This window comes from Rhodococcus sp. M8 (genome assembly GCF_015654185.1).
GTDB lineage: Bacteria > Actinomycetota > Actinomycetes > Mycobacteriales > Mycobacteriaceae > Rhodococcus > Rhodococcus aetherivorans.
Genome location: NZ_CP064065.1, coordinates 162,707 through 186,707 on the forward strand (window position 1 = coordinate 162,707; position 24,001 = coordinate 186,707).

Consider the following 24,001-nt stretch of genomic DNA (forward strand, 5'->3'; position numbering starts at 1 on the left):
AAACAGTTGTGCCCGCCCACCATGTGACAACGACGTAAAACCTGCTGGGCGGCAACGTTCCATCGTTGACGCCGGTAGCCTCGTCCGCATGACCCCCGCCGTCCGCCCGGTCACCAGACGGGACATACCGGTCTTCGCCCGCACCCTCGCCGATGCGTTCTTCGACGATCCGGTGATGATGTGGATGTGGCCCGACGACGAGCGCCGGCGCCGAGGTCTGCCACGCATGTTCGCCGCGGAGGCGCGCCACCACCTGCTGGCGCACGGCGCACTCGAGATCGCCGAGGGCCCGGACGGTGCCACCGGGGGTGCGACCATGTGGGCGCCACCGGGCCGATGGAAGGTCACCGGCTGGCGGTCGGTGCTGGTCACCGCGGGAATGATCCACGCGCTCGGCGGCCGCGCCCGCGTCGGCGCCGAGGTCAACGGCGCGCTCGAGGATGCGCATCCGGCCGAGCCGCACTGGTACCTCTCCGCAATCGGGACCGGAAACGCCACGCGTGGAGGGGGATTCGGGAAGGCGCTGTTGCGGTCCCGGCTGGACCGCTGTGACGCCGAAGGCGTGCCCGCCTATCTCGAATCGAGCAAGGAGAAGAACATCTCCTACTACGAGCGGTTCGGCTTCCGGGTCACCGGCGAGATCGTCGTCCCGAACGGCGGCCCCACCCTGTGGAAGATGTGGCGCGAGCCCGTGACGCGGTGACTCGGCGCGCGTCCCGCCGAGCTGTTGATATGCAAGCAATCGCTTGCATATACTCGTCGCTTGTGGGAGATCTCTCGACGGTCACCGCCGGGCCCGACGGCGCGCGCAGCACCCTGGGCCGGTTCGGGATTTCCGGATGAGCACGCCGGCCGAGAGTCCGAACGCCGTGGACGGTCACGGCCGCAAGACCGGCGAGTGGGCGGAGCCCGACCCGCACGGCGGGGTGATGGTGGGCAACTACGTCGACGGTGAGCGCCACGGCACGTGGCGGCACTACTTCGCCGGCGGGGCGTTGCGTTCCGAGGGCGGTTACGACCGCGGCGTCCTGCACGGCCCCTGGACCTGGTACCGCGCCACCGGCGGCCTGCTGCAGCGCGGCGGGTTCGCCCGCGGTGAGAAGCACGGCCACTGGGAGCGCTGGACCACGGCGGGAACGCTCGTCGACAGCGGAAACTGGGAGCACGGCAGGAAGACCGGCGAGTGGACCTACTACGACACCGACGGGAGCATCAGGAAGACGACCACCCACCGGCCGAGGCCGCCGCGCGGGTGACCGAACGAGGGGGAGTGCGGTGACATCGACCTTCGACCGGGATCGAGCCCTGCTGATACGGCTGTGGCGCTCGTGGGCCGAACGGGCACGGGAATTGAGCGACGAGCAGTGGACGGCCCCGACCCGGCTGCCGGGCTGGACCGTTCGGGACCTCTACGTCCACGTCACACCGGACGCCCTGATCGCCCTGCTCGCCGACCCCGCGTCCGACGGTACGGCGAAGGTCACCAGCGCCGCGGAGATGCTCCGCGTCTTCAACGCCGACCCGTTCGCCGCCGAACCGATGCACCGACGGATCGCCGAGATGGTTCGCCGTGCCGCCACCGACGTCGGCCGGGAGACGCTCGTCGAGCGATTCGCCGTCGAACTGCCGCAGGCGTTCGATCGCCTGACCGGCCTCGGCCGTGAGACCGTCGTCCCACATCCTCTGCTGGGCTCGGTGACGCTCGGCGCGCTCCTCGACCTGGCCATCCTCGAAACGACCGTTCACCTGCTCGACGTCGTCGACACGGTCGGCGGACCGCCGCCCGAACCGGAGGCACTCGAACGCACCCGCAACGTGCTCGCCGCCGTACCGGATGCGCGGGCCTTCATCGAGGCGGCATCGGGCCGGTCGGGCGCGCGGATACTGCCGGTGATGCGATGAGGCAACCGCGCATGTGACGCGGCACGGCTCCCGCGATCTCGTCCGCGTGCTCGGACTGCAGAGCAGCAACGCCAGCGCGACGGTGCGCAGCCTGGTCCAGCGGGGACTGGTGGCCCGCACGTCCAACCCCCGCGACGGACGGTCCCGCCCCCTGCACCGGACGCCCCCGCCCCTGGCGGAACGCAACGGCCACCTGATCCGCCGGATGTGGATCACCGGTGTGGCGCGCCTGCTGTCCGAGATGGAGCCGGACGACGCGGCCGCCCTCGTCGCCGTCGCCCCGCTGCTCGAGCGCCTGGCCGCGCTGTCCGCAGACCACCCGCTGGCGGGTTGACCGCTCGTTCCCGCGCGGCGCGCCGGCGGCGTATCCCGACCGGGCCGTGTCGGCTCCCCGGTGACGCCTCCGGCGAGCACTACCCTCGGGCACCATGACCGCATTCGACGACCTCGACGACTATCTCGCTCTCCCTCGCGTCACCGCGCTCGCGCTGTCGCCGGACGGGACCCGCGTCGTGATCGCCCAGTCCACCCTGGACGAGGAGGGGACCGGGTACGTCGGGGCGCTGTGGGAGGTCGACCCGCAGGGGCATGCGCCCGCCCGGCGGCTCACATGGGGTGCGAAGGGCGAGTCGAATCCCGTCTTCACCGCCGCCGGCGACCTGCTGTTCACCGCCGCCCGGGCCGACGGGACGGACGGCGACGACGCCCCCGCCGCGCTGTGGCGGCTGCCCGCCGCCGGCGGCGAAGCACAGCGCGTGGTCTCCCGCAAGGGTGGGGTGCGCGGCGTGTGGGCGGCCGAGGCGGCGGACCGGATCGTGGTGACGGCGGACGTACTCGGCCGCACCGACGGCGACGACGAGCGGATCCGGGACGCCCGCAAGAAGCGCAAGGTCTCCGCCGTGCTGCACACCGGATACCCGGTGCGTCACTGGGATCACGACCTCGGACCGGCCGAACCGCACCTGCTCGCCCTCGCGGACGGCCCACACGCGCCCCTGTCGGACCTGACCCCCGGGCCCGGAGGCGCCCTGCGTGAGGCGTCCCTCGGCCTCGCCGCCGACGGCAGCTTCGTCGTCACCACCTGGTCGGTGCCCGGGCCGCTCGCGTCCCGCCGCACCACCCTGGTGCGCATCGACACCGACACCGGACTGCGCACGGTCCTCGTCGACGACGAGGCCGCCGACGTGTTCGCCCCCGCGATCGCGCCGGACGGCACCCGGGTGGCGTTCCTGCACGAGACGCACTCCGACCCCGAGACGGCGCCGCGAATCACTCTGCGGCTGTTCGACCTTCGATCGGGTGAGACGACGCAGCTGGTGCCCGGGTGGGACCGGTGGCCGACGTCGGTCGTCTGGCGGCCCGACTCCGGGGCCCTGCTCGTGACCGCCGACGAACACGGCCGCGCCCCGATCTTCCAGGTGGCGCTGTGGGCCGACGTCCCCACGCCGTTGACCACCGACGCCGCCGCCTACACCGACCTGCGTGTTGCGCCCGACGGAACGTGCGTCTACGCCCTGCGCGCCGCCTACGACACACCGCCGCACCCGGTGCGGATCGCGCTCGACGCCGCCGGCACCGTCACCGCGCTGCGCGCCCCCGCGGAGCAGCCCGAACTGCCCGGCCGCCTCACGGAGATCACCACCGCCGCCGCCGACGGCACCCCGCTGCGGGCCTGGCTGGCCCTGCCGGCCACCGCCGATCCCGACGCGCCCGCGCCACTGCTGCTGTGGATCCACGGCGGCCCGCTCGGCTCCTGGAACACCTGGTCGTGGCGGTGGAACCCGTGGCTGCTCGTCGCCCGCGGCTACGCCGTGCTGCTCCCGGACCCCGCGCTGTCCTCCGGTTACGGGCAGGACTTCGTCCAACGCGGGTGGGGCCGCTGGGGCAAGGAGCCCTACACCGATCTGATGGCCCTGACCGATGCGGCGATCGAACTACCCGAGATCGACGCCGAGCGCACCGCCGCGATGGGGGGATCCTTCGGCGGCTACATGGCCAACTGGATCGCCGGGCACACCGACCGATTCCACGCGATCGTCACCCACGCGAGCCTGTGGGCCCTGGACCAGTTCGGGCCCACCACGGACTCGGCCTGGTACTGGGCCCGGGAGATGACTCCCGAGATGGCGGTGGAGAACTCGCCGCACCTGTACGTCGCCGACATCGTCACCCCCGTGCTGGTGATCCACGGCGACAAGGACTATCGCGTGCCGATCGGGGAGGGACTGCGGCTGTGGTACGAGCTGCTGTCCGAGTCGGGGGTACCCGCCGCCGCCGACGGCTCCACCGTGCACCGCTTCCTCTACTTTCCCGACGAGAACCACTGGGTGCTCAGCCCCCAGCACGCGAAGATCTGGTACGAGGTGGTCGAGGCGTTCCTCTCGGAGCACGTGCTCGCGCGCCCCCGGGAACTGCCCGAGGTGCTCGGCTGACTGTGTGGATTCGCACCGGTTCGCGGCTCGGTGTTCGAGCAGCATCTCCGCCGGGGGCGACGCTCACCCGCCCAGCATCCGCACCCGCTCCAGCACCGGGGAGAAGGCCTCGAAATACGGCCCGTGGACGGTGTAGTAGGTGAAGCCGTAGCGGTCGCGGTTGCGCAGGACCTGATCGGCCATCCGTTCCACCGTGCCGATCAGTGCGAACGGCGTGTCCAGCAGCTCCTCGACGCTCATCATCGGACCGTAGCGCCCGAGCAGTGCCCGCGCCGCGCCCTCTCGGTCGTCGGTCACCACGACCGCCTGGACCAGCACCTGCCACTCGAGGCGGTCCGCGCGGGCGCCGGCGCGCTCACGGGCGAACCGCACGCGCTCGTCGGCCTCGGTGGCCGTCGCGATGCGCAGCACCCCGGGCGCCTGTCCCGGCACCTGCACGGCACCGGCCACCCCCACGATGTCGGCGCGCTCGGCCGCCAGCTGCAGCACCCGGTCCCCGGTGCCGCCGATCAGCAGCGGGGGACCGGTGCCGCCGAACCCGCGCCGCTGGACCGGCTGCAGCGGTGCCAGACCCATGCCGGCGCGCAGCTCGGCCTGTTGCGGGTACCCACCCTCCGCGAAGCGGCGCCCCAGACCGTCGATCAGGGCCGCGAGCCGATCGACGCGGCGGCCGATCGGCTCCCAGCCGATGCCGGCCTCGTCGAATTCCCACTTCATGTGCCCGGCGCCGAGGCCGAGCTCGAGCCGGCCGCCGGTGAGGACGTCGGTGGTCGCGACGTCGCGGGCCAGCAGCTCCGAATTCCAGAACGGGGCGTTGAGGACGAGCGTGCCCACCCGCAGCCGCTCGGTCGCCTGCGCCGCGGCGACGAGCGTGGGAAACGGCGCGGCGACCCCCAGGTGGTCCGCGGCGAACAGCGTGTCGTACCCGAGGGCCTCGATGCGGCGGCACCGGCCGGCGAACGCGCCGGCCGACTCCAGGGCGAAGACGTTCGTGGCGAAGCGGAACTCGTTCACATCTGTCACGGTGCCGTACCCGTGATCCCCAGTCCAGCAGGCCCGCTCCGGGTCCGTGGGGCGTGTGCAGGCGGTTTGCCTCCGCTGACTACGATTGCGGGGTGACCAGTGCGCCAGAGAACCACCAGAACCCCGCCGACGCCCTCCCCAAGAGCTGGGACCCCAGCACCGTAGAGGACGAGCTGTACCAGGGCTGGGTGGACGCCGGTTACTTCGTCGCCGATCCGTCCAGCGACAAGCCCGGCTACTCGATCGTGCTGCCGCCGCCGAACGTCACCGGCAGCCTGCACATGGGCCACGCCCTCGACCACACCCTGATGGACGCGCTGTCGCGCCGCAAACGCATGCAGGGCTACGAGGTGCTCTGGCTGCCCGGCATGGACCACGCCGGCATCGCCACCCAGACCGTCGTCGAGAAGCAGCTCGCGGTGGACGGGAAGGCCAAGGAGGACTTCGGCCGCGAACTGTTCGTCGACAAGGTCTGGGACTGGAAACGCGAATCGGGCGGCACCATCCAGGGCCAGATGCGCCGCATCGGCGACGGCGTCGACTGGTCCCGCGACCGGTTCACCATGGACGAGGGCCTCTCGCGGGCCGTGCAGACGATGTTCAAGCGGCTCTACGACGACGGACTGATCTACCGGGCCGAGCGACTGGTGAACTGGTCGCCCGTGCTGCAGACCGCGATCTCCGACATCGAGGTCAAGTTCGAGGAGGTCGAGGGCGAACTCGTGTCGCTGCGCTACGGCTCCCTCCACGACGACGAGCCGCACGTGATCGTCGCCACCACCCGGGCGGAGACGATGCTGGGCGACACGGCCGTCGCGGTGCACCCGGACGACGAGCGCTACAAGCACCTGGTCGGCACCACCCTCGAGCACCCCCTCACCGGCCGGCGGATCCCCGTGATCGCCGACGAGTACGTCGACCCCGAATTCGGTACCGGCGCCGTGAAGATCACGCCCGCGCACGACCCCAACGACTTCGAGATGGGCCTGCGGCACAACCTGCCGATGCCCACCATCATGGACAAGGCCGGCAAGATCGCCGACACCGGAACGCAATTCGACGGCATGGACCGGTTCGAGGCGCGGGTCAAGGTGCGCGAGGCGCTGGCCGAGCAGGGGCGGGTCGTCGCCGAGAAGCGTCCCTACCTGCACAGCGTCGGTCACTCCGAGCGCAGCGGCGAGACCATCGAGCCCCGGCTGTCGATGCAGTGGTGGGTCAAGGTCGATGCGCTCGCCGAGGCGGCGGGCGACGCGGTCCGCAACGGCCACACCGTGATTCACCCGGCCAGCCAGGAACCGCGCTGGTTCGCCTGGGTCGACAACATGCACGACTGGTGCATCTCGCGGCAGTTGTGGTGGGGGCACCGCATCCCGATCTGGTACGGCCCCGATGGCGAGGTCGAGTGCTTCGGTCCGGACCAGACCGCCCCCGAGGGGTGGGAGCAGGACCCCGACGTGCTCGACACTTGGTTCTCCTCGGGTCTGTGGCCGTTCTCCACGATGGGCTGGCCCGACACGACGCCGGAGCTCGAAAAGTTCTATCCCACAAGCGTGCTCGTCACCGGTTACGACATCCTGTTCTTCTGGGTGGCCCGGATGATGATGTTCGGCCTGTACGTCGCGAACGACGAGGCGATCACCGCCGGCGGGAAGTCCGGCGTCCAGGTGCCGTTCAAGGACCTGTTCCTGCACGGCCTCGTGCGCGACCAGTACGGCAAGAAGATGTCCAAGTCGCGCGGCAACGGCATCGATCCGCTGGACTGGGTGGAGCGGTACGGCGCCGACGCACTGCGCTTCACCCTGGCCCGCGGCGCCAACCCCGGGAGCGACCTCGCCGTGGGCGAGGACCACGCGCAGTCCTCCCGCAACTTCGCCAACAAGCTGTTCAACGCGACCAAGTTCGCCCTGATGAACGGCGCCGTCGTCACCGAGCTGCCGGCGCGCGCTGCGCTCACCGACGCGGACCGGTGGATCCTCGACCGGCTCGAGCAGGTCCGCGCCGAGGTCGACGAGGCGTTCGAACGGTTCGAGTTCTCCAAGGCGTGCGAGGCGCTCTACCACTTCGCGTGGGACGAGGTGTGTGACTGGTACCTCGAGCTCGCCAAGGTGCAGCTCGCCGACGGCAGCGAGTACGCGGAGGGGACCAAGGCGGTCCTCGGCAACGTCCTCGACCAGCTGCTGCGCCTGCTGCACCCGGTGATCCCGTTCGTCACCGAAACCCTCTGGAAGGTGCTCACCGGCGGCGAGTCCGTGGTCGTCGCGTCGTGGCCGGGCACCAGCGGGGTCGCGGCCGACGCCGACTCCGCGCGCCGCGTCGAGGATCTGCAGAAGCTCGTCACCGAGGTCCGCCGCTTCCGCAGCGACCAGGGCCTCAAGCCGTCGCAGAAGGTCGCCGCGCGGCTCACCGAGATCGACGCCGCCGACCTGGCCGCCCAGGTGCCGGCCGTGCGGTCGCTGGCGCGACTGACCGAGCCGGCGGACGGGTTCTCCGCCACCGCCTCCATCGAGGTGCGCCTGTCCCGCGCCACCGTCACCGTCGAGCTGGACACCTCCGGCACCGTCGACGTGGCGGCCGAGCGTGCCCGGCTGGGCAAGGACCTCGCGGTCGCCGAGAAGGAGCTCGCGGGCACGTCCGCCAAGCTCGGCAACGAGGCGTTCCTCGCCAAGGCGCCCGCGGCGGTCGTCGAGAAGATCACCGCCCGCAAGCAGATCGCGGAGGAGGAGATCGCCCGGATCACCGCCCGACTCCAGGAGCTGGGGTCGGCGTGAGCGAGGACCGGTCCGCGGCGACGCCGGCGCAGCCTTCGCCGGTCGACCTGGCCGAGCTGACCCTCGTCGAGGCCGAACTCGACAAGCGCTGGCCCGAAACGAAGATCGAGCCGTCTCTCACCCGGATCGCGGCGCTGATGGATCTGCTCGGATCCCCGCAGCGCAGCTATCCGGCCATCCAGATCGCCGGCACCAACGGCAAGACGTCGGTGAGCCGGATGATCGACGCCCTGCTGACCCGGTTGCACCGGCGGACCGGCCGCACCACGAGCCCGCACCTGCAGCTGGCCACCGAGCGGATCAGCATCGACGGGGCGCCGGTCTCGCCGCGCACCTACGTCGACACCTATCGCGAACTCGAGCCGTACGTCGCGATGATCGACGCCCAGTCGCAGGCTGCGGGCGGCCCGGCGATGAGCAAGTTCGAGGTGACCACGGCGATGGCCTTCGCCGCGTTCGCCGAGGCTCCCGTCGACGTCGCCGTCGTCGAGGTGGGGCTCGGTGGCACCTGGGACGCCACCAACGTCGTGGACGCGCAGGTCGCGGTGATCACCCCGATCGGGCTCGACCACACCGAGTACCTCGGTCCCGACCTCCCGACGATCGCGGGGGAGAAGGCCGGGATCATCAAGAAGGCTGCCGACGACGGGCTGGTTCCCCGCGACACCGTCGCCGTCCTGGCCCAGCAGGACCCCGAGGTGATGGAGGTGCTGCTGCGACGGGCCGTCGAGGCGGATGCCGCCGTGGCGCGCGAGGGCTCCGAGTTCAAGGTCCTGGCCCGGCGCATCGCCGTGGGGGGTCAGCAGCTCGAGCTGCAGGGCCTGGGCGGGGTGTACACCGACATCTTCCTGCCGCTGCACGGCGAGCACCAGGCCCGCAACGCCTCGCTCGCGCTCGCCGCCGTGGAGGCGTTCTTCGGCGCCGGCGCCGACCGGCAGCTCGACGGCGACGCGGTGCGCGCGGCGTTCGCGTCGGTGCTCAACCCGGGCCGGCTCGAACGGGTGCGCAGCGCCCCGACGGTCTTCCTCGACGCCGCCCACAACCCCCACGGGGCGAAGGCGCTCGCCGCGGCCCTGGCCGACGAGTTCGACTTCCGCAAGCTGGTCGGAGTGGTGTCGGTGATGGCCGACAAGGATGTGCCCGGCCTGCTCGACGCGCTCGAGCCGGTGTTCGACGAGATCGTCGTCACCCACAACGGTTCGCCGCGGGCCATGGACGTCGACGAGCTCGCCGACCTGGCCGTGGCCCGGTTCGGCGACGAACGCGTGGTGGTCGCGCAGACACTGCCCGACGCCCTCGAGACGGCCATCGCCATCGCCGAGGAGGTCGCCGAGCCGGGTGAGGCAGTATCGGGGGCGGGCGTCGTGGTCACCGGTTCGGTGGTGACCGCCGGCGCCGCCCGCACTCTCTTCGGAAAGGACCCCGCGTGAGCGAGGCAGCTGACAACCCCGGCGAATCGCCGGATCGGGACTCCGCCGTCCGGCCCCCGGCGAAGGACCCGTGGAAGGGACTGCGCGGCGTCATGGCCGGCACGCTCGTCCTCGAGGCCATCGTGGTCCTGCTCGTGCTGCCGGTCGTCGCGGTCATCGGTGGGGGGCTGACGTGGTTCTCGGGCGGCTACATCGTGCTCCTCGCCGTCGCGATGATCGCGGGCGCCGGGCTGCAGGGCCGGCCGTGGGCGCTCTGGTACAACCTCGCGCTGCAGGTGCTGACCCTGCTGGGCTTCGTGGTGGACCTGTCGCTCGGCATCGTCGGCGTGCTCTTCAGCGTGGTCTGGGGCTACATCCTGTACCTGCGCAAGGACATGAAGGACCGCGAGGCGCGGGGTCTGCTGCCGGGGCAGCGGGGCTGACCACTACGCTGTGCGCGTGACTGAGCGGACCCTGGTACTGATCAAGCCCGACGGCGTGGCCCGTCGTCATGTCGGAGAGATCCTCTCGCGCATCGAGCGCAAGGGACTCGACATCGTGGCACTCGAGCTGCGCACCGCCACCGAGGAGGTGGCCGCCGCCCACTACGCCGAGCACGAGGGCAAACCCTTCTACCCCGGCCTGATCGAGTTCATCACCTCGCGCCCGCTGGTCGCGGCCGTGCTCGAGGGCCCCCGGGCCATCGCCGCGTTCCGTCAGCTCGCGGGCGGCACCGATCCGGTGGAGAAGGCCGTTCCCGGCTCCATCCGCGGTGATCTCGGGCTCGACGCCGGGGAGAACCTGGTGCACGGCTCCGACTCGGTGGAGTCCGCCGAGCGCGAGATCGCCCTCTGGTTCCCCGCCCTCGCCGGGTCCTGATCCGTATCGACTGCCCCGCCACGGCGCCCTCCGGGGCGCCGTTGGCGTATCCACGGACCTCTGTGTGGGATACTGAGGTAGGTCGCCCCGCTTCGAGTGTTGCGGAACGACCGAACGACATCACGGATCGATGCCCGACATCGCTGTGACCGGGGACGCAGGAGACACCTCGCTCGGTTGCACGCTGGATGCACCGGCGCTCGATCCGCGATCCAGCCAGGCACCGCTCGGCCGTGCAGTGAAAACGGGCACCGGACGACCGCGCGATGCGAGACCGCACATCTCGCGCCTCCCGGTGCGAGCACACACAGACAGCGCCCTCGCGTGGCCGCGTCACATCGCTCGAGACGAGGATGGACGCGCCCGGGGGCCCGAGGAGACCTACGTGGCCGAACAAGCGCCGCCGAACGACAATTCCAACGAAGAGGGCACCGTGGTGCTGCCGCCGAAGATGCGCGTGCACGCCCTTGCCAAACTGCTCGGCCTGACCAGCAAACAGGTCATGGCCAAGGCCGCCGACCTCGGCACCGAGCTGCGCAGTGCCCACTCGAGCCTGCAGCGCGACCTCGCCGAACAGATCCGCGCCGCGCTCGGCGCACCGGCCGAGGCCGAACCGGTGCCCACCGCGGAAGCCGCACCGGAACCGGTGGGTGAGGCGCCCGAGGTGCCCGCCGGAGAGGCCGCCGTCGCGGTGCCCGCCGAGGTCCCCGTGGAGGAGCCGGCGGCCGCGGTCCAGGACACTACCGCTCAGGAACCCGCCGCGGAGTCCGTCGAGGCACCCGCGGCCCCGGCCCTGTTCACCGGCGTGGAGCAGGAGACCCCGGTGTTCGCCGCGCCGGAACCGAGCACCGCCGAGCCCGTCGTCAGCGCACCGCTGTTCCTGCAGCCGGAGGTCACCACTCCCGTCGAGGCCCCGCCCCGTCGACGCCGTTCCCGGCGAGCGGCCGAGGCACCCGAGCCCGCCGTCGCCGAGGAGGTCACCGAGGAGACCGCCGCGGTGGAGGAACCGGCCGAGGAGACCGCCGAGGAGGAGGAGCCGCGTCGGCGCCGTCGTGGCCGCCGTGGCCGTGGCCGTGGCCGCGGCGAACAGCCCGAGACGCAGGACGAGACCACCGCCGAGGAGGGGACAGCTGCGGCGGAGGCCGAGGAAGCGGAGGCCGAGGAGCCGACGGAGGCCGAGGAGCCGACGACGGAGGAAGCCGCGACCGCCGGGCCGGAGGCCGGGGAGGCCGAAGGCGGGGAGGCCGAGCAGGCCGAGGCCGAGCAGGCCGAGGCCGAGGAGGAGTCCGCGGAAGGTCCCTCGCGCCGTCGTCGCCGTCGTCGTCGCCGCAAGGGCAGCGCGGACGGCGCCGAGACCGTCGCCGAGGACGACTCGGTCCCCACCGTCGTCCACGAGCGCGAGCCGCGGCCCAAGGCCCGCGCCGCCAAGGACGAGGTGCAGGGCATCACCGGTTCCACCCGGCTCGAGGCCAAGCGCCAGCGCCGCCGCGACGGCCGGGACGCGGGCCGCCGTCGGCCCCCGATCCTCACCGAGTCGGAGTTCCTCGCCCGTCGCGAGTCCGTCGACCGCGTCATGGTGGTGCGGGAGAAGACCGGTGACGGTGCGCACCCCGGGAACATCACGCAGGTCGCGGTCCTCGAGGACGGCGTCCTGGTCGAGCACTTCGTGACCAGCGCCGGATCCGGTTCGATGGTCGGCAACATCTTCCTCGGCCGTGTCCAGAACGTGCTTCCCTCGATGGAGGCGGCGTTCATCGACATCGGCAGGGGCCGCAACGGCGTCCTCTACGCCGGCGAGGTCAACTGGGAGGCCGCCGGGCTCGGCGGCAACTCCCGCAAGATCGAGCAGGCCCTCAAGCCGGGTGACCGGGTGCTCGTGCAGGTCAGCAAGGACCCGGTCGGGCACAAGGGCGCCCGCCTGACCACGCAGATCAGCCTCGCCGGCCGATTCCTGGTGTACGTGCCGGGCGGCTCGTCCACCGGCATCAGCCGCAAGCTGCCCGACACCGAGCGCAAGCGGCTCAAGGAGATCCTGCGCGAGATCGTCCCGGCCGAGGCCGGCGTGATCATCCGCACCGCGGCGGAGGGCGTGAGCGAAGACGAGCTCGCCCGCGACGTGCAGCGCCTGCAGACGCAGTGGGCTTCCATCGAGGAGCAGGCCGCCAAGCTCGAGTCCGACGGCTCGGGGCAGCCGAAGACCCTCTACGAAGAGCCCGACCTGCTGGTCAAGGTGATTCGCGACCTGTTCAACGAGGACTTCTCCAAACTCGTCATCGAGGGCGAGAACGCCTGGACCACCGTCGAGAGCTACATCCGCACCGTCGCACCGGACATGGTGCCCCGCGTGGAGCGGCACGATCCCGACTCGGGTGGACGCGACGTGTTCGCCGCCCACCGCATCGACGAGCAGCTCGCCAAGGCGCTCGACCGCAAGGTGTGGCTGCCGTCCGGTGGCACGCTCGTCATCGATCGCACCGAGGCGATGACCGTCGTCGACGTCAACACCGGCAAGTTCACCGGGGCCGGCGGCAATCTCGAAGAGACCGTCACCCGCAACAACCTCGAGGCGGCCGAGGAGATCGTGCGGCAGATGCGGCTGCGCGATATCGGCGGCATGATCGTCGTCGACTTCATCGACATGGTGCTCGAGTCGAACCGCGACCTGGTGCTGCGACGCCTCACCGAGGCGCTCGGCCGGGACCGCACCCGCCACCAGGTCTCCGAGGTGACCTCGCTGGGGCTCGTGCAGATGACGCGCAAGCGGCTCGGCACGGGTCTGGTGGAGGCGTTCTCCACCACGTGCGAGCACTGCCACGGCCGCGGCATCGTCGTGCACAGCGAACCCGTCGAGGCCGGCGCGGCCGAGGACGGTGGGCGGCCCGCCCGTGCCGAGAGCGGCTCCCGGCGCCGCCGGGGCCGCGACCGCGGCGCCCAGCCGGAGGCGGCGACGACCGAGACGGCCGCGCCCGCGCCGGTACCGGAGGTGGCGACAGTGGACGCGACCGTCAAGCGTGCCCACCCGGTGGCCCTGGCGATGGCTGCGCACCACGGGAACCACGACGAGAACCCGGCGGAATCCGGCGCCGAGCAGGCGCAGGCAGCGCCGGCCGCGCCGGCCCAGCCGGCCGAAACACGCGAGGCCCAGCCGGCCGAAACACGCGAGGCTGAGCCGGCCGAATCACGCAAGGCTGGGCCCGCCGACACGCGCGAGGCGCGGCCGGCCGAAGCACCGGAGGCCGAAAAGCAGGCAGCGGAGCCGGCGGCCCGTCGCCGTCGCCGGGTCTCACGGGCCGCCGCGGCCCCGACGGGCGACGGCACCGGCGCTGGCACCGTCTTCGTGGTGCCCACACCGGCCCCCGCACCGGAGCCTGCGGCGGTGGCCGCCGCGCCGGTCCCGGACGGGGAGAACGCCGAGCCGGTGGTCGTTCGACGGCCGCGTCGTCGCCGGGCCGCGGGCCGGCCCGCCGGCCCGCCGGTCGAAGCACAGGCATGAGGTCCGACCGGGCCCGACACCGCGCGGGCCCGGTTTGACCCTGGCAGTCACCTTCCCGTAATCTTGGTCAGTCGCTACTCGGCGATACGGCCCTGCTGCGCCCGATGCGGGAAGGTGGCGGGCCCCGAGTCAGCAACCACACCAGACCAGTCGCGTTGCACACCGTGGCGCGAGCACGTTCGAACTAGCAAGGGGTAGCCGTCCGATGGCAACGTACGCGATCGTCAAGACCGGCGGTAAGCAGTACAAGGTCGCTGAGGGCGATCTCGTCAAGGTCGAGAAGATCGAGGGTGAGCCCGGCACTGCTGTCTCGCTTGCTCCGGTCCTCGTCGTCGACGGAGCCGAGCTGACCACCGACGCCGACAAGCTGGCGAAGGTCACGGTCACCGGCGAGATCGTCGAGCACACCAAGGGCCCGAAGATCCGCATCCACAAGTTCAAGAACAAGACCGGCTACCACAAGCGCCAGGGTCACCGTCAGAAGCTGACGGTCCTGAAGGTCACCGGCATCAAGTAATTCGGGCTTCCGCTTCAAACCCCAGGAGGGTTCGTCATGGCACACAAGAAGGGCGCATCCAGCTCCCGTAACGGTCGCGATTCGAACGCCCAGCGTCTCGGCGTCAAGCGCTTCGGCGGCCAGGCCGTCAACGCGGGTGAGATCCTGGTGCGCCAGCGCGGCACCCACTTCCACCCCGGCGTGAACGTCGGCCGTGGCGGCGACGACACGCTGTTCGCCCTCGCTGCCGGTGCCGTCGAGTTCGGCACCAAGCGTGGTCGCAAGACGGTCAACATCGTTCCGGTCGCGGCAGACGCCTGATCTGCCGTCCGAATCGGACACCGCGGAGGTTCCCTTCGCACATACTCCCAGTAGGGGCGGACCAGGGTCGCACACCCGGGTCCGCCCCTACTGTTTTCGGGACGACCGGTAGCGGTCGTTCCGGCACAACTCCGGTAGTCCCGGCACAGTGGGGCAACCGGTCGACACAACAGTTCCACCATTCGACGGAGGTCCACCCCATGTCCCGCTTCATCGACCGGGTGGTGCTGCACGTCACCGCCGGCAAGGGTGGTAACGGCTGCGCCTCCGTCCATCGCGAGAAGTTCAAGCCGCTCGGTGGCCCCGACGGCGGTAATGGCGGCAATGGCGGCAACGTCGTGCTCGAGGTGGACGAGGGGGTCCACACCCTCCTCGACTTCCACTTCCACCAGCACGCGAAGGCCACGAACGGCACGCAGGGCGCGGGCAGCAACCGCGACGGCGCCAACGGCGGCGACCTCGTGCTCAAGGTGCCCGACGGCACCGTCGTGCTCGACAAGGACGGCCGGATCCTGGCCGACATGGTCGGCGCCGGCACCCGCTTCGTCGCCGCCCACGGTGGCCGCGGCGGCCTCGGCAACGCGGCCCTGGCGTCGAAGGCCCGCAAGGCCCCCGGCTTCGCCCTGCTCGGCGAGGAGGGGGAGGAGCGCGACCTCGTCCTCGAACTCAAGTCCGTCGCCGACGTCGGGCTGGTCGGGTTCCCGTCCGCCGGCAAGTCCTCGCTGGTGTCGGTGCTCTCCGCGGCCAAGCCGAAGATCGCCGATTACCCGTTCACCACCCTCGTTCCCAACCTCGGGGTCGTGCAGTCGGGCGACACCACGTTCACCGTCGCCGACGTGCCGGGCCTGATCCCCGGCGCCAGCCAGGGCCGCGGTCTCGGCCTGGACTTCCTGCGTCACCTCGAGCGCTGCGCCGTGCTCGCGCACGTCGTCGACTGCGCGACGCTCGAGCCGGGGCGCGATCCCGTCTCCGACATCGACGCACTCGAGGCCGAGCTGGCCGCCTACCAGCCGGCGTTGTCCGGCGACAGCAGCTTGGGCGACCTCGCCGATCGTCCCCGCATCGTCATCCTCAACAAGGTCGACGTGCCGGACGCCGCCGAACTCGCCGATTTCGTCACCCCCGAGCTCGAGGAGCGGGGCTGGCCGGTGTTCCGGATCTCCGCCGTCAGCCGGGAAGGGCTGCGGCCGCTGACCTTCGCGTTGGCGCGGATGGTGGAGGAGTACCGGCAGGCGCATCCGCCGGCCGCGCCGCGGCGGCCGGTCATCCGGCCCGTCGCCGTCGACGAGACCGGCTTCAGCGTCGTCGCCGACCCCGAGACTCCGGGCGGCTTCATCGTGCGCGGCACCCGGCCCGAGCGCTGGGTGCGTCAGACGGCGTTCGACAACGACGAGGCCGTCGGCTACCTCGCGGATCGGCTCGCCCGCCTCGGTGTCGAGGACGAACTCGTCAAGCAGGGCGCCGAACCGGGTGCCTCCGTCACCATCGGCGACGTCTCGTTCGAGTGGGAGCCGCAGACCCAGGCCGGCGTGGACGTCGTGCCCACCGGCCGGGGCACCGACGCCCGCCTCGACCAGGTCGATCGGGTCGGCGCCGCCGAACGTCGCCACGCCAAGCGGGTCCGCCGCGGTCTCGCGACCGACGACGACGAGTTCTGACCACCGCACCTCGAGCCCAGAAGCAGGAGATCGTGAGCGATACCCGGGAGGCCGTCGCCGGCGCGCGCCGCGTCGTGGTGAAGATCGGCTCGTCCGCCATCACCAGCCTGGTCGGCGGCCTCGACCGGGACCGCCTCGACTGCCTGGTCGACGCTCTCGAAGAGCGCATGCGCTCCGGCTCGGACGTCGTGGTGGTGTCCTCCGGCGCGGTCGGCGCCGGCCTCGCCCCGCTGGGCCTGACCGTCCGGCCCCGCGACCTGGCCACCAAGCAGGCCGCGGCCAGCGTCGGACAGCTTGCCCTGGCCCACGCGTGGGGCACCTCCTTCGCCCGGTACGGCCGCACCGTCGGGCAGGTGCTGCTCACGGCCGACGACATCGCGCGGCGCACCCAGCACCGCAATGCCCAGCGCACCCTCGACCGGCTGCGCGCGCTGCACGCCGTGCCCGTGGTCAACGAGAACGACACCGTCGCGACCGCCGAACTGCGGTTCGGCGACAACGATCGCCTCGCCGCGCTCGTCGCGCACCTCGTCGGCGCCGACGCGCTGATCCTGCTCTCCGACGTCGACGGCCTCTACGACGGCGATCCCCGTAAGGGCGACGCCCACCTCATCGCGGAGGTGACGAGCCCGGAGGACCTCGACGGCGTCGTCGCCGGGTCCGGGGGCGCCCTCGGCACGGGCGGGATGGCGTCGAAGCTGTCCGCCGCGCGCCTGGCCGCGGATTCGGGTGTGCCGGTGCTGCTCACCGCCGCGTCGCAGGCCGACCGTGCCCTCGGTGCCGCGGACGTGGGCACCGCGTTCGCGGCCCGGCCCGACCGGATGTCGGCGCGACGTTTCTGGGTGCGGCACGCCGCCGACACCCACGGCACCCTGCACCTGGACGCGGGCGCGGTACGGGCGGTGGTGGAACGGCGCCGCTCGCTGCTCGCGGCGGGCATCACGGGAATGAGCGGGCGCTTCCACGGTGGGGACGTGGTGGCGCTGGTCGGTCCCGACGGCCGCACGGTGGGACGCGGCGTGGTGGCCTACGATGCCGCCGAGCTGGACTGGATGATCGGGTTCTCCACGCGGCAGCTGCCGGCGGACCTGCAGCGGCCGGTGGTGCACGCGGACGATCTCGTGACGCTGTAGGCGCGGGCGGTCACCGGCCGGACGTGGCCGCCGGTGCCGCGGTGACCAGGGCCGTGAGCACCTCCGAGCAGCCCGCGTCGACCTTCACGGTGGCGAGGGGATCGCCGCGCGTGACGCCACGGTTGACCACGGCCACCGGCATGCGGCGCTTGGCGGCGTGCCGCACGAACCGCAACCCGGACATCACCGTCAGGGAACTGCCGACCACGAGCAGGGCCTCCGCCTCGTCGACGAGCGCGAAGGCGCGCTCCACGCGCTCGCGGGGCACCGATTCACCGAAGTAGACGATGTCCGGCTTGAGCATCCCCCCGCACCGCTCGCAGTCCACCATGCGGAAGCTGCCGGTGTCGTCGACGACCGCGTCGGCGTCCGGCGCCACCTCGAGACCCGTCGTCCCCCGAACCCGTTCGAGGAAGCCCGGATTGGCGGCGGTGAGCCGCTCGGCGAGGGTGAAGCGCGAGATCCGGAGGTCGCACGCCAGGCAGCGCACCTGCGCGTAGCAGCCGTGCAGGTCGATCACCCGCCGGCTCCCGGCCTTGGTGTGCAGCAGGTCCACGTTCTGGGTCAGGACGCCCAGGACGGTGCCGCGGCGTTCGAGCGCGGCGAGGGCGCGGTGCCCGGCGTTCGGCCGTGCGGAGTCCATGTGCCGCCACCCGACATGGTTGCGCGCCCAGTAGCGGCGCCGGAATTCCGGATCCCCGACGAACTGCTGATAGGTCATCGGGTTGCGGGGTGGCGCGCCGGGACTGCGGTAGTCCGGGATGCCGGAGTCGGTCGAGATGCCCGCGCCGGTGAGCACGCACAACCGCCGGCCGTCGAGCAGGTGGTGCAGCGGTTCGATCACCCCGTCCAGGGTAGCGGCGTGTCAGTACCCGGCGCTCGGGTCGACGACCGCGGCGAGATCGAGGCCGGCCGCGAAGCGCGTGACGTTCTCGGTCACGTGCTCGGCGAACGCGGGGATGCGCAGCGCCGGGGGATTGGAGTCGTGCGGGGTGATCATGGCGTTGCGCAGCGACCACAGCGGGTGCCCGTCCGGCAGCGGTTCCGGGTCCGTGACGTCCAGGCCGGCGCCCGCGATGACGCGGCGGCTCAGGGCGTCCACCAGCGCGTCGGTGTCGACGAGGCTGCCGCGGGCAACGTTGATCACCCAGGCGGTCGGCTTCATCGCGGCCAGCTCGTCGGCGCCCACCAGTTGCTCGGTCTCGGCCGTGGCGGGGGCGGCGATCACGAAATGGTCTGCGCGGGGCCATACTTCGTCGATCCGTGCGACGGGGACCGTCTCCACGGCGCCCGGGACGGGGCGGCCGCTGCGGGTGACCGCGAGCGCCTGGGCGCCGAGCGAACCGAGCATGGGGATCAGGGCCCGGCCGATGCCACCCGCGCCGATGATCCCGACGGTGGCGCCGCGCAGGGTGCCCAGCTGGGGGTAGAACACGCTCGGCGTCCACGACGTGGCCGCCAGGTGGTCGGGCAGCGCCCGCACGCCGGCGAGCAGCAGCATGAGCGCGTGTTCGGCGACCGTCGCGGCGAACGCCCCGGCGGCCGACGTCCACGTCACCTGGGGGTGAGCGCGGATGACGCCGGCGTCGAACCAGTCCTCCACGCCGGCGGCGGGCAGCTGAACCCACCGCACCGACGCCGGCAGCACCGCGGGGAACTCGTCCGGTCCGGCGGTCCAGACCACCGCGTCCGGGCGGTCGTCGAAGCCGCACACGCGACCGCCGCCGGCCCCGATCGCCCGGTCGAACACGATGTCCGGGGCGGGGCCGACGGCGATGCGCGGCTGTCGCTCGTAGGTCATGGCTCCGACTCTAGGCGCGAACGCCCGGCCGGTCACTCGCTGCGGGCACTCAGACGACCTCGACGAGGGGGTACACGCCGTTCTCGTCGTGGACCTCCCGGCCGGTGACCGGCGGGTTGAACACGCAGAACATGCGCATCCGGGTGTCCGGCTCGACGCGGTGCCGCTCATGGCCGTTGAGCAGGTACATCGTGCCGGGTGCGAGCGGGTACACGGTGCCGGTCTCGAGGTCGGTGAGGGTGCCGGTGCCCTCGATGAGCCACACCGCCTCGATGTGGTTCGCGTAGTGGAACTCGTTGACGGTGCCGGCCTCGATCGTGGTCTCGTGGAACGAGAACCCGACCTTGTCGCCGCCGAGCACGATGCGCTTGCTGCGCCAGTTGCCGTTGTCCGACGTGATGTCGCGCTCGGTGCCGGTGATTTCCTCGGTGGTACGGACGATCATACGTAATTCCTTCGGAAGCTTGTCTTCTCGTGCATGGGTCGACGGCGGCCGGGGGTCAGGCCCGGACCACCGAGGTGGCCTCGCACAGGATGTTCAGACCGTGCTCGAGCTCGTCGTCGCTGATCGTCAGCGGCGGAAGCAGCTTGACGACCTCGTCGGAGGGGCCGGAGGTCTCCGCGAGCAGGCCCTGCTCGAACGCGAGGGCGCACACCTTCTGTGCGTCGTTCGGCTCGTCGAAGACCAGGCCCTGAACCATGCCGCGACCGCGGGTGGAGACGCCGTCGAACATGTCGGACAGGTTCATGAAGGTCTGCCGGATCCGCTCGCCCTTGCGCAGCGTCTCGCGCTCGAGGTGGTCGTCGGCCCAGTAGTGCTGCAGCGCCTTCGCCGCGGTGACGAACGCCGGGTTGTTGCCGCGGAACGTGCCGTTGTGCTCGCCCGGGCCCCACACATCGAGGTCGCGCTTGAACAGCGTGAGCGCCAGCGGCAGGCCGTACCCGCCGATCGACTTCGACAGGGTCACGATGTCCGGGGTGATCCCGGCGACCTCGAACGAGAAGAACGGGCCGGTGCGGCCGCAGCCCATCTGCACGTCGTCGACGATGAGCAGGATGTCGCGCTCGGCGCACAGATCCGCGAGGGCACGCAGCCACTCGGGGCGGGCGACGTTCACGCCGCCCTCGCCCTGCACGGTCTCCACGATCACCGCCGCCGGGCGGTTCAGACCGCTGCCGGAGTCGTCGAGCACGCGGGAGAACCAGTGGAAGTCCTCGGTGACGCCGTCGAAGTAGTTGTCGAACGGCATCGGGGTGGCGTGCACCAGCGGCACACCGGCCCCGGCCCGCTTCATGGAGTTGCCCGTCACCGACAGCGCACCCAGGGTCATCCCGTGGAATGCGTTGGTGAAGTTGATGATCGACTCGCGGCCGGTGACCTTGCGGGCGAGCTTGAGCGCCGCCTCGACCGAGTTGGTGCCCGTCGGGCCGGGGAACTGGACCTTGTAGTCGAGGCCGCGGGGGGCCAGGATGTGGCTCTCGAACGACTCGAGCAGTTCCCGCTTGGCAACGGTGGACATGTCGAGGCCGTGGGTGATGCCGTCACCCATGATGTAGTCCACGAGCGCGGTCTTCAGGACCGGGTTGTTGTGCCCGTAGTTGAGGGCTCCCGCGCCGGCGAAGAAGTCGAGGTAGTCCTTGCCGTTCTCGTCGCGGAGCCACGATCCGGACGCCGTTTCGAACACGGTCGGCCAGCCGCGGCTGTAGCTGCGCACCTCGGATTCGAGGTAATCGAAAACGCTGTGCTTGGCGGGGGTTTCGGGGTGCTCCAGGATGGTCATTCGTCGTCCTCCTGCGGCGAATTCGCTTTCGCCGGTCGTGTATTCATTCGCCGATCGTGTAGAGATCCTCGGCCATGTGGGAATCGGGAAAATCCGAAGGGGTGAACAATTCGCTCCGGGTGATGCGCAGTCCGCGTCGCCGGGCGAGCGCGGTGAACAGCGCGATGGACGCCTCGTTGTCCGGACTGACGGTCGTCTCGAGCCGGTTCACGCCGGCGTCGGCGAGCCGGTCCCACAGGCTGTCGAGCATCCGGCCCGCGATGCCGCGGCCGCGTTGGGCCTGGTCGACGGCCACCTGCCAGACGAACAGTGTGTTCGGCGACTCGGGACGGCGATAGCCGCTGACGAAACCCACCGCCTCGTCGTCACCGCCGGTGGCGACGACCGAGGTCGCCGCGAAATCGCGGCACCAGAGCACGTATGCATAACTGGAATTGACGTCGAGCACTTTCGAATCACGCGCGATCTGCCACATGCGAATTCCGTCGGAAATACGCGGTGCGCGGAAATTCGGCTCGGGCTGCGCGCTCGCCGTTTCGGCGGGCGTACGGGGCGGGGTACTTCTCTGCGTCACAGGCGTCATAAGCGGTCTCGAACCTAACAACTTCGTGGGCGGGATTCACCCGCCTTGTCGGGATCCGTCGCCGGGTACCCCGGCTCCGCGCAGGTGAGACACCCATGTGAGAAGAGTCACTTCGTGTAGCGCCCGGGCCGAGCGCGGCGATTATTTCGGGCTCGCCAGCGCCAGCGGCAGCACCGCGGAGGCCCCGGCCCGGATCAGGGTCCGCGCCGCCATCGTCATCGTCCAGCCGGTGTCGGTGACCGCGTCGACGAGCAGGATCGGTCCCCGGTTCCCGCGGAGGTCGGGGCTCTCCCACGCGTCCACGAGGCCGGCGATCCGGTACGCCGAGTTCGCTGCCGTCACCGGGGGCCGGCCGGGCCGGGCACGCAGCACGCCGAGATCCTCGAGCCGGCCGAGCTGCGCCAGCCGCGCCGCCAGGGAACCGACCAGGCGAGGATGGGTCGCCGACTCCACGGCCATCACCGCGGTCGGGCGATCCGACCAGTCCCACGCCTTGAGCACCGCCACGGCGGCCTGCACCACCGCGTCGGGCACCGGCGCATCGGGGCCGTCCAGCAGCGCCCGCAGCCGCGGACCCCATCCGAGGTCCGACAGCCGGCCGAGTACCCGGCCCGGCTCGGGCCCGTCGGTGATCTTCCCGGACAGTGTCACGCCGAGCTTGGCCATCCCCGTCGGCCACTGCCGCCGCGGCGGCAGGTCCACCCCCGGCCGGTCCAGCCGGGCCCGCACCCGGCCCAGCTCGGTGTCGTCGACGTCCGCGGGCCACCGCGCCCCGCAGCAGTTGTCGCACCGCCCGCAGCCCGGGGTGTCGGACGTCAGGTCGGGATCGTCGAGCTGGGTGCGCAGGAACACCATCCGGCACCGGGTGGTCCGCTCGTACTCGAGCATCGCCTCCTGCTCGGCCTCGCGGGCCCGCTCGAGCGTCGCGTACCGGGCGGCGTCGTACTCCCAGGGCACGCCGGTGGCGATCCAGCCGCCCTTCACCCGGCGTACCGCACCGTCCACGTCGAGCACCTTGAGCACCATCTCCAGCCGGGACCGGTTGAGGTCGACCAACGGCTCGAGGGCCTGCGTGGACTGCGGCCGCTCCGGCTCGAGCACCTCGATCACCCGCCGCACCACCTCCTCCCCCGGGAAGGCCACCGACGCGAACCAGCTCCAGATCTGCCGGTCCTCGGGGCCCGGAAGCAGGATCACCTCCGCCCGCTCGGTCGCACGGCCCGCGCGACCGACCTGCTGGTAGTAGGAGATGGGTGAGGACGGTGCTCCCAGGTGCACCACGAACCCGAGGTCCGGCTTGTCGAAACCCATGCCCAGGGCCGAGGTGGCGATCAGGGCCTTGACCCGGTTGGCGAGGAGGTCCGCCTCCAGCTGCTCCCGCTCGGCCGGATCGGACTGCCCCGTGTACGCCGCGACGGTGTGACCGTGCTCGGAGAGCAGCGCGGCCAGGTCGTGCGCGGCCGACACGGTGAGGGTGTAGACGATCCCGGAACCGGGCAGCTCGTCGAGGTGCTGGGCGAGCCACGCCGCCCGGCGCGCGGGCTCGTCGATCCGCAGCACTGACAGGTGCAGCGACGGCCGGTCGAGACCACCGCGCAGCACCAGGGTCTCGCCCGTGCCCTCCCCGACGCCGAGCTGCGCGGCCACGTCCGCCACGACCCGGTCGTTCGCGGTCGCGGTGGTCGCGAGCACCGGAATGCCCTCGCCGATTTCGGTGACGAGGGTGCGGATGCGCCGGTAGTCCGGCCGGAAGTCGTGTCCCCAGTCCGAGACGCAGTGCGCCTCGTCGACCACCACCAGTCCGGCGTCGCGGGCGAGCGCCGGCAGCACCTGGTCGCGGAAGTCCGGGTTGTTGAGCCGCTCCGGGCTGACGAGCAGGACGTCCACCGCGCCCTCGGCGACCTGCCGGTGGATCTCCTCCCACTCGGTGACGTTGCCGGAATTGATCGTGGCCGCGCGGACGCCCGCGCGCTGCGCCGACTCGACCTGGTTACGCATCAGGGCCAGGAGCGGGGAGACGATCACGGTCGGCCCGTGCCCGTGGGCGCGGAGCAGCTTGGCGGAGATGAAGTAGACGGCCGACTTGCCCCAGCCCGTGCGCTGCACGACCAGCGCTCGCCGGCGATGCACCACCAGTGCCTCGATGGCGCTCCACTGGTCCTCCCGCAACCGGGCGCCGGGTCCCGCCAGGTCGCGGAGCAGTCGTTCGGCCTCGTCGCGCAGATCCGTGGTGGCGGTGCTCATGGGACCTATCGTGCCGGACCGCGCCGACACCGTCCGTGCCGGACGAGGACGACACCGCCGCGCCGGACGAGGACGACA

At 71.6% G+C, this 24,001-nt stretch carries 21 protein-coding genes; 14 read left to right on the forward strand and 7 right to left on the reverse strand.

The features are described from left to right. Positions 1 to 88: 88 nt before the first annotated feature. From ISO16_RS00745 to ISO16_RS00765, 5 genes are all read left to right on the forward strand, one after another. A complete protein-coding gene (locus ISO16_RS00745; protein WP_072635043.1) occupies positions 89 to 703 on the forward strand; it encodes a GNAT family N-acetyltransferase in 615 nt (204 codons plus the stop codon). A 136-nt stretch (positions 704 to 839) separates the two neighbouring features. Then, complete coding sequence (locus tag ISO16_RS00750; protein WP_072635044.1) at positions 840 to 1,256, forward strand: toxin-antitoxin system YwqK family antitoxin; 417 nt, start codon at positions 840 to 842, stop codon at positions 1,254 to 1,256. A gap of 19 nt (positions 1,257 to 1,275) precedes the next feature. Continuing rightward, positions 1,276 to 1,902: a maleylpyruvate isomerase N-terminal domain-containing protein gene (locus ISO16_RS00755; RefSeq protein ID WP_072635045.1), complete on the forward strand. Its 627-nt coding sequence runs from the start codon at positions 1,276 to 1,278 to the stop codon at positions 1,900 to 1,902. 13 nt (positions 1,903 to 1,915) lie between these two features. Further along, complete coding sequence (locus ISO16_RS00760; RefSeq protein WP_072635046.1) at positions 1,916 to 2,236, forward strand: MarR family transcriptional regulator; 321 nt, start codon at positions 1,916 to 1,918, stop codon at positions 2,234 to 2,236. A 94-nt stretch (positions 2,237 to 2,330) separates the two neighbouring features. Beyond that, entirely contained in the window at positions 2,331 to 4,334 is a 2,004-nt protein-coding gene (locus ISO16_RS00765) for a S9 family peptidase (protein ID WP_072635047.1), read from the forward strand. Between the two features lie 63 nt (positions 4,335 to 4,397). Here the strand turns inward: ISO16_RS00765 and ISO16_RS00770 are convergent, their stop codons facing one another. Next, positions 4,398 to 5,348 (reverse strand): TIGR03621 family F420-dependent LLM class oxidoreductase, encoded by a 951-nt coding sequence (locus ISO16_RS00770; protein WP_072635048.1) that lies wholly within the window; start codon positions 5,346 to 5,348, stop codon positions 4,398 to 4,400. Positions 5,349 to 5,449: 101 nt separating this feature from the next. Here ISO16_RS00770 and ISO16_RS00775 point away from each other — a divergent pair, with 101 nt between their 5' ends. The 9 genes from ISO16_RS00775 to proB all read left to right on the forward strand — a co-directional run bounded on the left by ISO16_RS00775 (position 5,450) and on the right by proB (position 17,514). After that, positions 5,450 to 8,125: a valine--tRNA ligase gene (locus ISO16_RS00775; RefSeq protein WP_072635049.1), complete on the forward strand. Its 2,676-nt coding sequence runs from the start codon at positions 5,450 to 5,452 to the stop codon at positions 8,123 to 8,125. After that, the gene (folC, locus tag ISO16_RS00780) at positions 8,122 to 9,555 is read left to right on the forward strand and encodes a bifunctional tetrahydrofolate synthase/dihydrofolate synthase (RefSeq protein ID WP_072635050.1); all 1,434 of its coding nucleotides are present in this window, start codon (positions 8,122 to 8,124) and stop codon (positions 9,553 to 9,555) included. The genes ISO16_RS00775 and folC overlap by 4 nt, the downstream gene beginning before the upstream one ends. Further along, the gene (locus ISO16_RS00785) at positions 9,552 to 9,977 is read left to right on the forward strand and encodes a DUF4233 domain-containing protein (RefSeq protein ID WP_006937236.1); all 426 of its coding nucleotides are present in this window, start codon (positions 9,552 to 9,554) and stop codon (positions 9,975 to 9,977) included. Before folC ends, ISO16_RS00785 begins: the two co-directional genes overlap by 4 nt. A 16-nt stretch (positions 9,978 to 9,993) precedes the next feature. Further along, positions 9,994 to 10,413, forward strand: coding sequence for a nucleoside-diphosphate kinase (ndk, locus tag ISO16_RS00790; protein WP_006937234.1), 420 nt, complete (start codon positions 9,994 to 9,996; stop codon positions 10,411 to 10,413). A 385-nt stretch (positions 10,414 to 10,798) separates the two neighbouring features. Then, positions 10,799 to 13,906: a translation initiation factor IF-2 N-terminal domain-containing protein gene (locus ISO16_RS00795; RefSeq protein ID WP_072635051.1), complete on the forward strand. Its 3,108-nt coding sequence runs from the start codon at positions 10,799 to 10,801 to the stop codon at positions 13,904 to 13,906. Between the two features lie 205 nt (positions 13,907 to 14,111). Then, positions 14,112 to 14,423: a 50S ribosomal protein L21 gene (gene rplU / locus ISO16_RS00800; RefSeq protein ID WP_006937230.1), complete on the forward strand. Its 312-nt coding sequence runs from the start codon at positions 14,112 to 14,114 to the stop codon at positions 14,421 to 14,423. Between the two features lie 36 nt (positions 14,424 to 14,459). After that, the gene (gene rpmA, locus ISO16_RS00805; RefSeq protein ID WP_006937229.1) at positions 14,460 to 14,723 is read left to right on the forward strand and encodes a 50S ribosomal protein L27; all 264 of its coding nucleotides are present in this window, start codon (positions 14,460 to 14,462) and stop codon (positions 14,721 to 14,723) included. A gap of 200 nt (positions 14,724 to 14,923) precedes the next feature. After that, positions 14,924 to 16,381 carry a GTPase ObgE gene (gene obgE / locus ISO16_RS00810; RefSeq protein WP_006937227.1) on the forward strand — a complete coding sequence of 486 codons (1,458 nt, stop codon included), beginning with the start codon at positions 14,924 to 14,926 and terminating at the stop codon, positions 16,379 to 16,381. Positions 16,382 to 16,413: 32 nt separating this feature from the next. Next, positions 16,414 to 17,514 carry a glutamate 5-kinase gene (gene proB / locus ISO16_RS00815; protein WP_072635052.1) on the forward strand — a complete coding sequence of 367 codons (1,101 nt, stop codon included), beginning with the start codon at positions 16,414 to 16,416 and terminating at the stop codon, positions 17,512 to 17,514. A 10-nt stretch (positions 17,515 to 17,524) separates the two neighbouring features. On the opposite strand, the gene ISO16_RS00820 is transcribed toward proB, so the two are convergent. From ISO16_RS00820 to ISO16_RS00845, 6 genes are all read right to left on the reverse strand, one after another. Continuing rightward, on the reverse strand, positions 17,525 to 18,358 hold the full coding sequence (locus ISO16_RS00820; protein WP_072635053.1) for an NAD-dependent protein deacetylase: 834 nt from the start codon (positions 18,356 to 18,358) through the stop codon (positions 17,525 to 17,527). A gap of 21 nt (positions 18,359 to 18,379) precedes the next feature. Beyond that, on the reverse strand, positions 18,380 to 19,315 hold the full coding sequence (locus ISO16_RS00825; RefSeq protein WP_029543149.1) for a D-isomer specific 2-hydroxyacid dehydrogenase family protein: 936 nt from the start codon (positions 19,313 to 19,315) through the stop codon (positions 18,380 to 18,382). 49 nt (positions 19,316 to 19,364) lie between these two features. Then, the gene (locus tag ISO16_RS00830; protein WP_006937217.1) at positions 19,365 to 19,760 is read right to left on the reverse strand and encodes an ectoine synthase; all 396 of its coding nucleotides are present in this window, start codon (positions 19,758 to 19,760) and stop codon (positions 19,365 to 19,367) included. A gap of 55 nt (positions 19,761 to 19,815) precedes the next feature. Next, complete coding sequence (ectB, locus tag ISO16_RS00835) at positions 19,816 to 21,096, reverse strand: diaminobutyrate--2-oxoglutarate transaminase (protein WP_006937215.1); 1,281 nt, start codon at positions 21,094 to 21,096, stop codon at positions 19,816 to 19,818. Positions 21,097 to 21,139: 43 nt separating this feature from the next. Beyond that, a complete protein-coding gene (gene ectA / locus ISO16_RS00840) occupies positions 21,140 to 21,679 on the reverse strand; it encodes a diaminobutyrate acetyltransferase (RefSeq protein WP_072635054.1) in 540 nt (179 codons plus the stop codon). Between the two features lie 141 nt (positions 21,680 to 21,820). Next, complete coding sequence (locus ISO16_RS00845) at positions 21,821 to 23,923, reverse strand: RecQ family ATP-dependent DNA helicase (protein ID WP_072635055.1); 2,103 nt, start codon at positions 23,921 to 23,923, stop codon at positions 21,821 to 21,823. Positions 23,924 to 24,001: the final 78 nt, after the last annotated feature.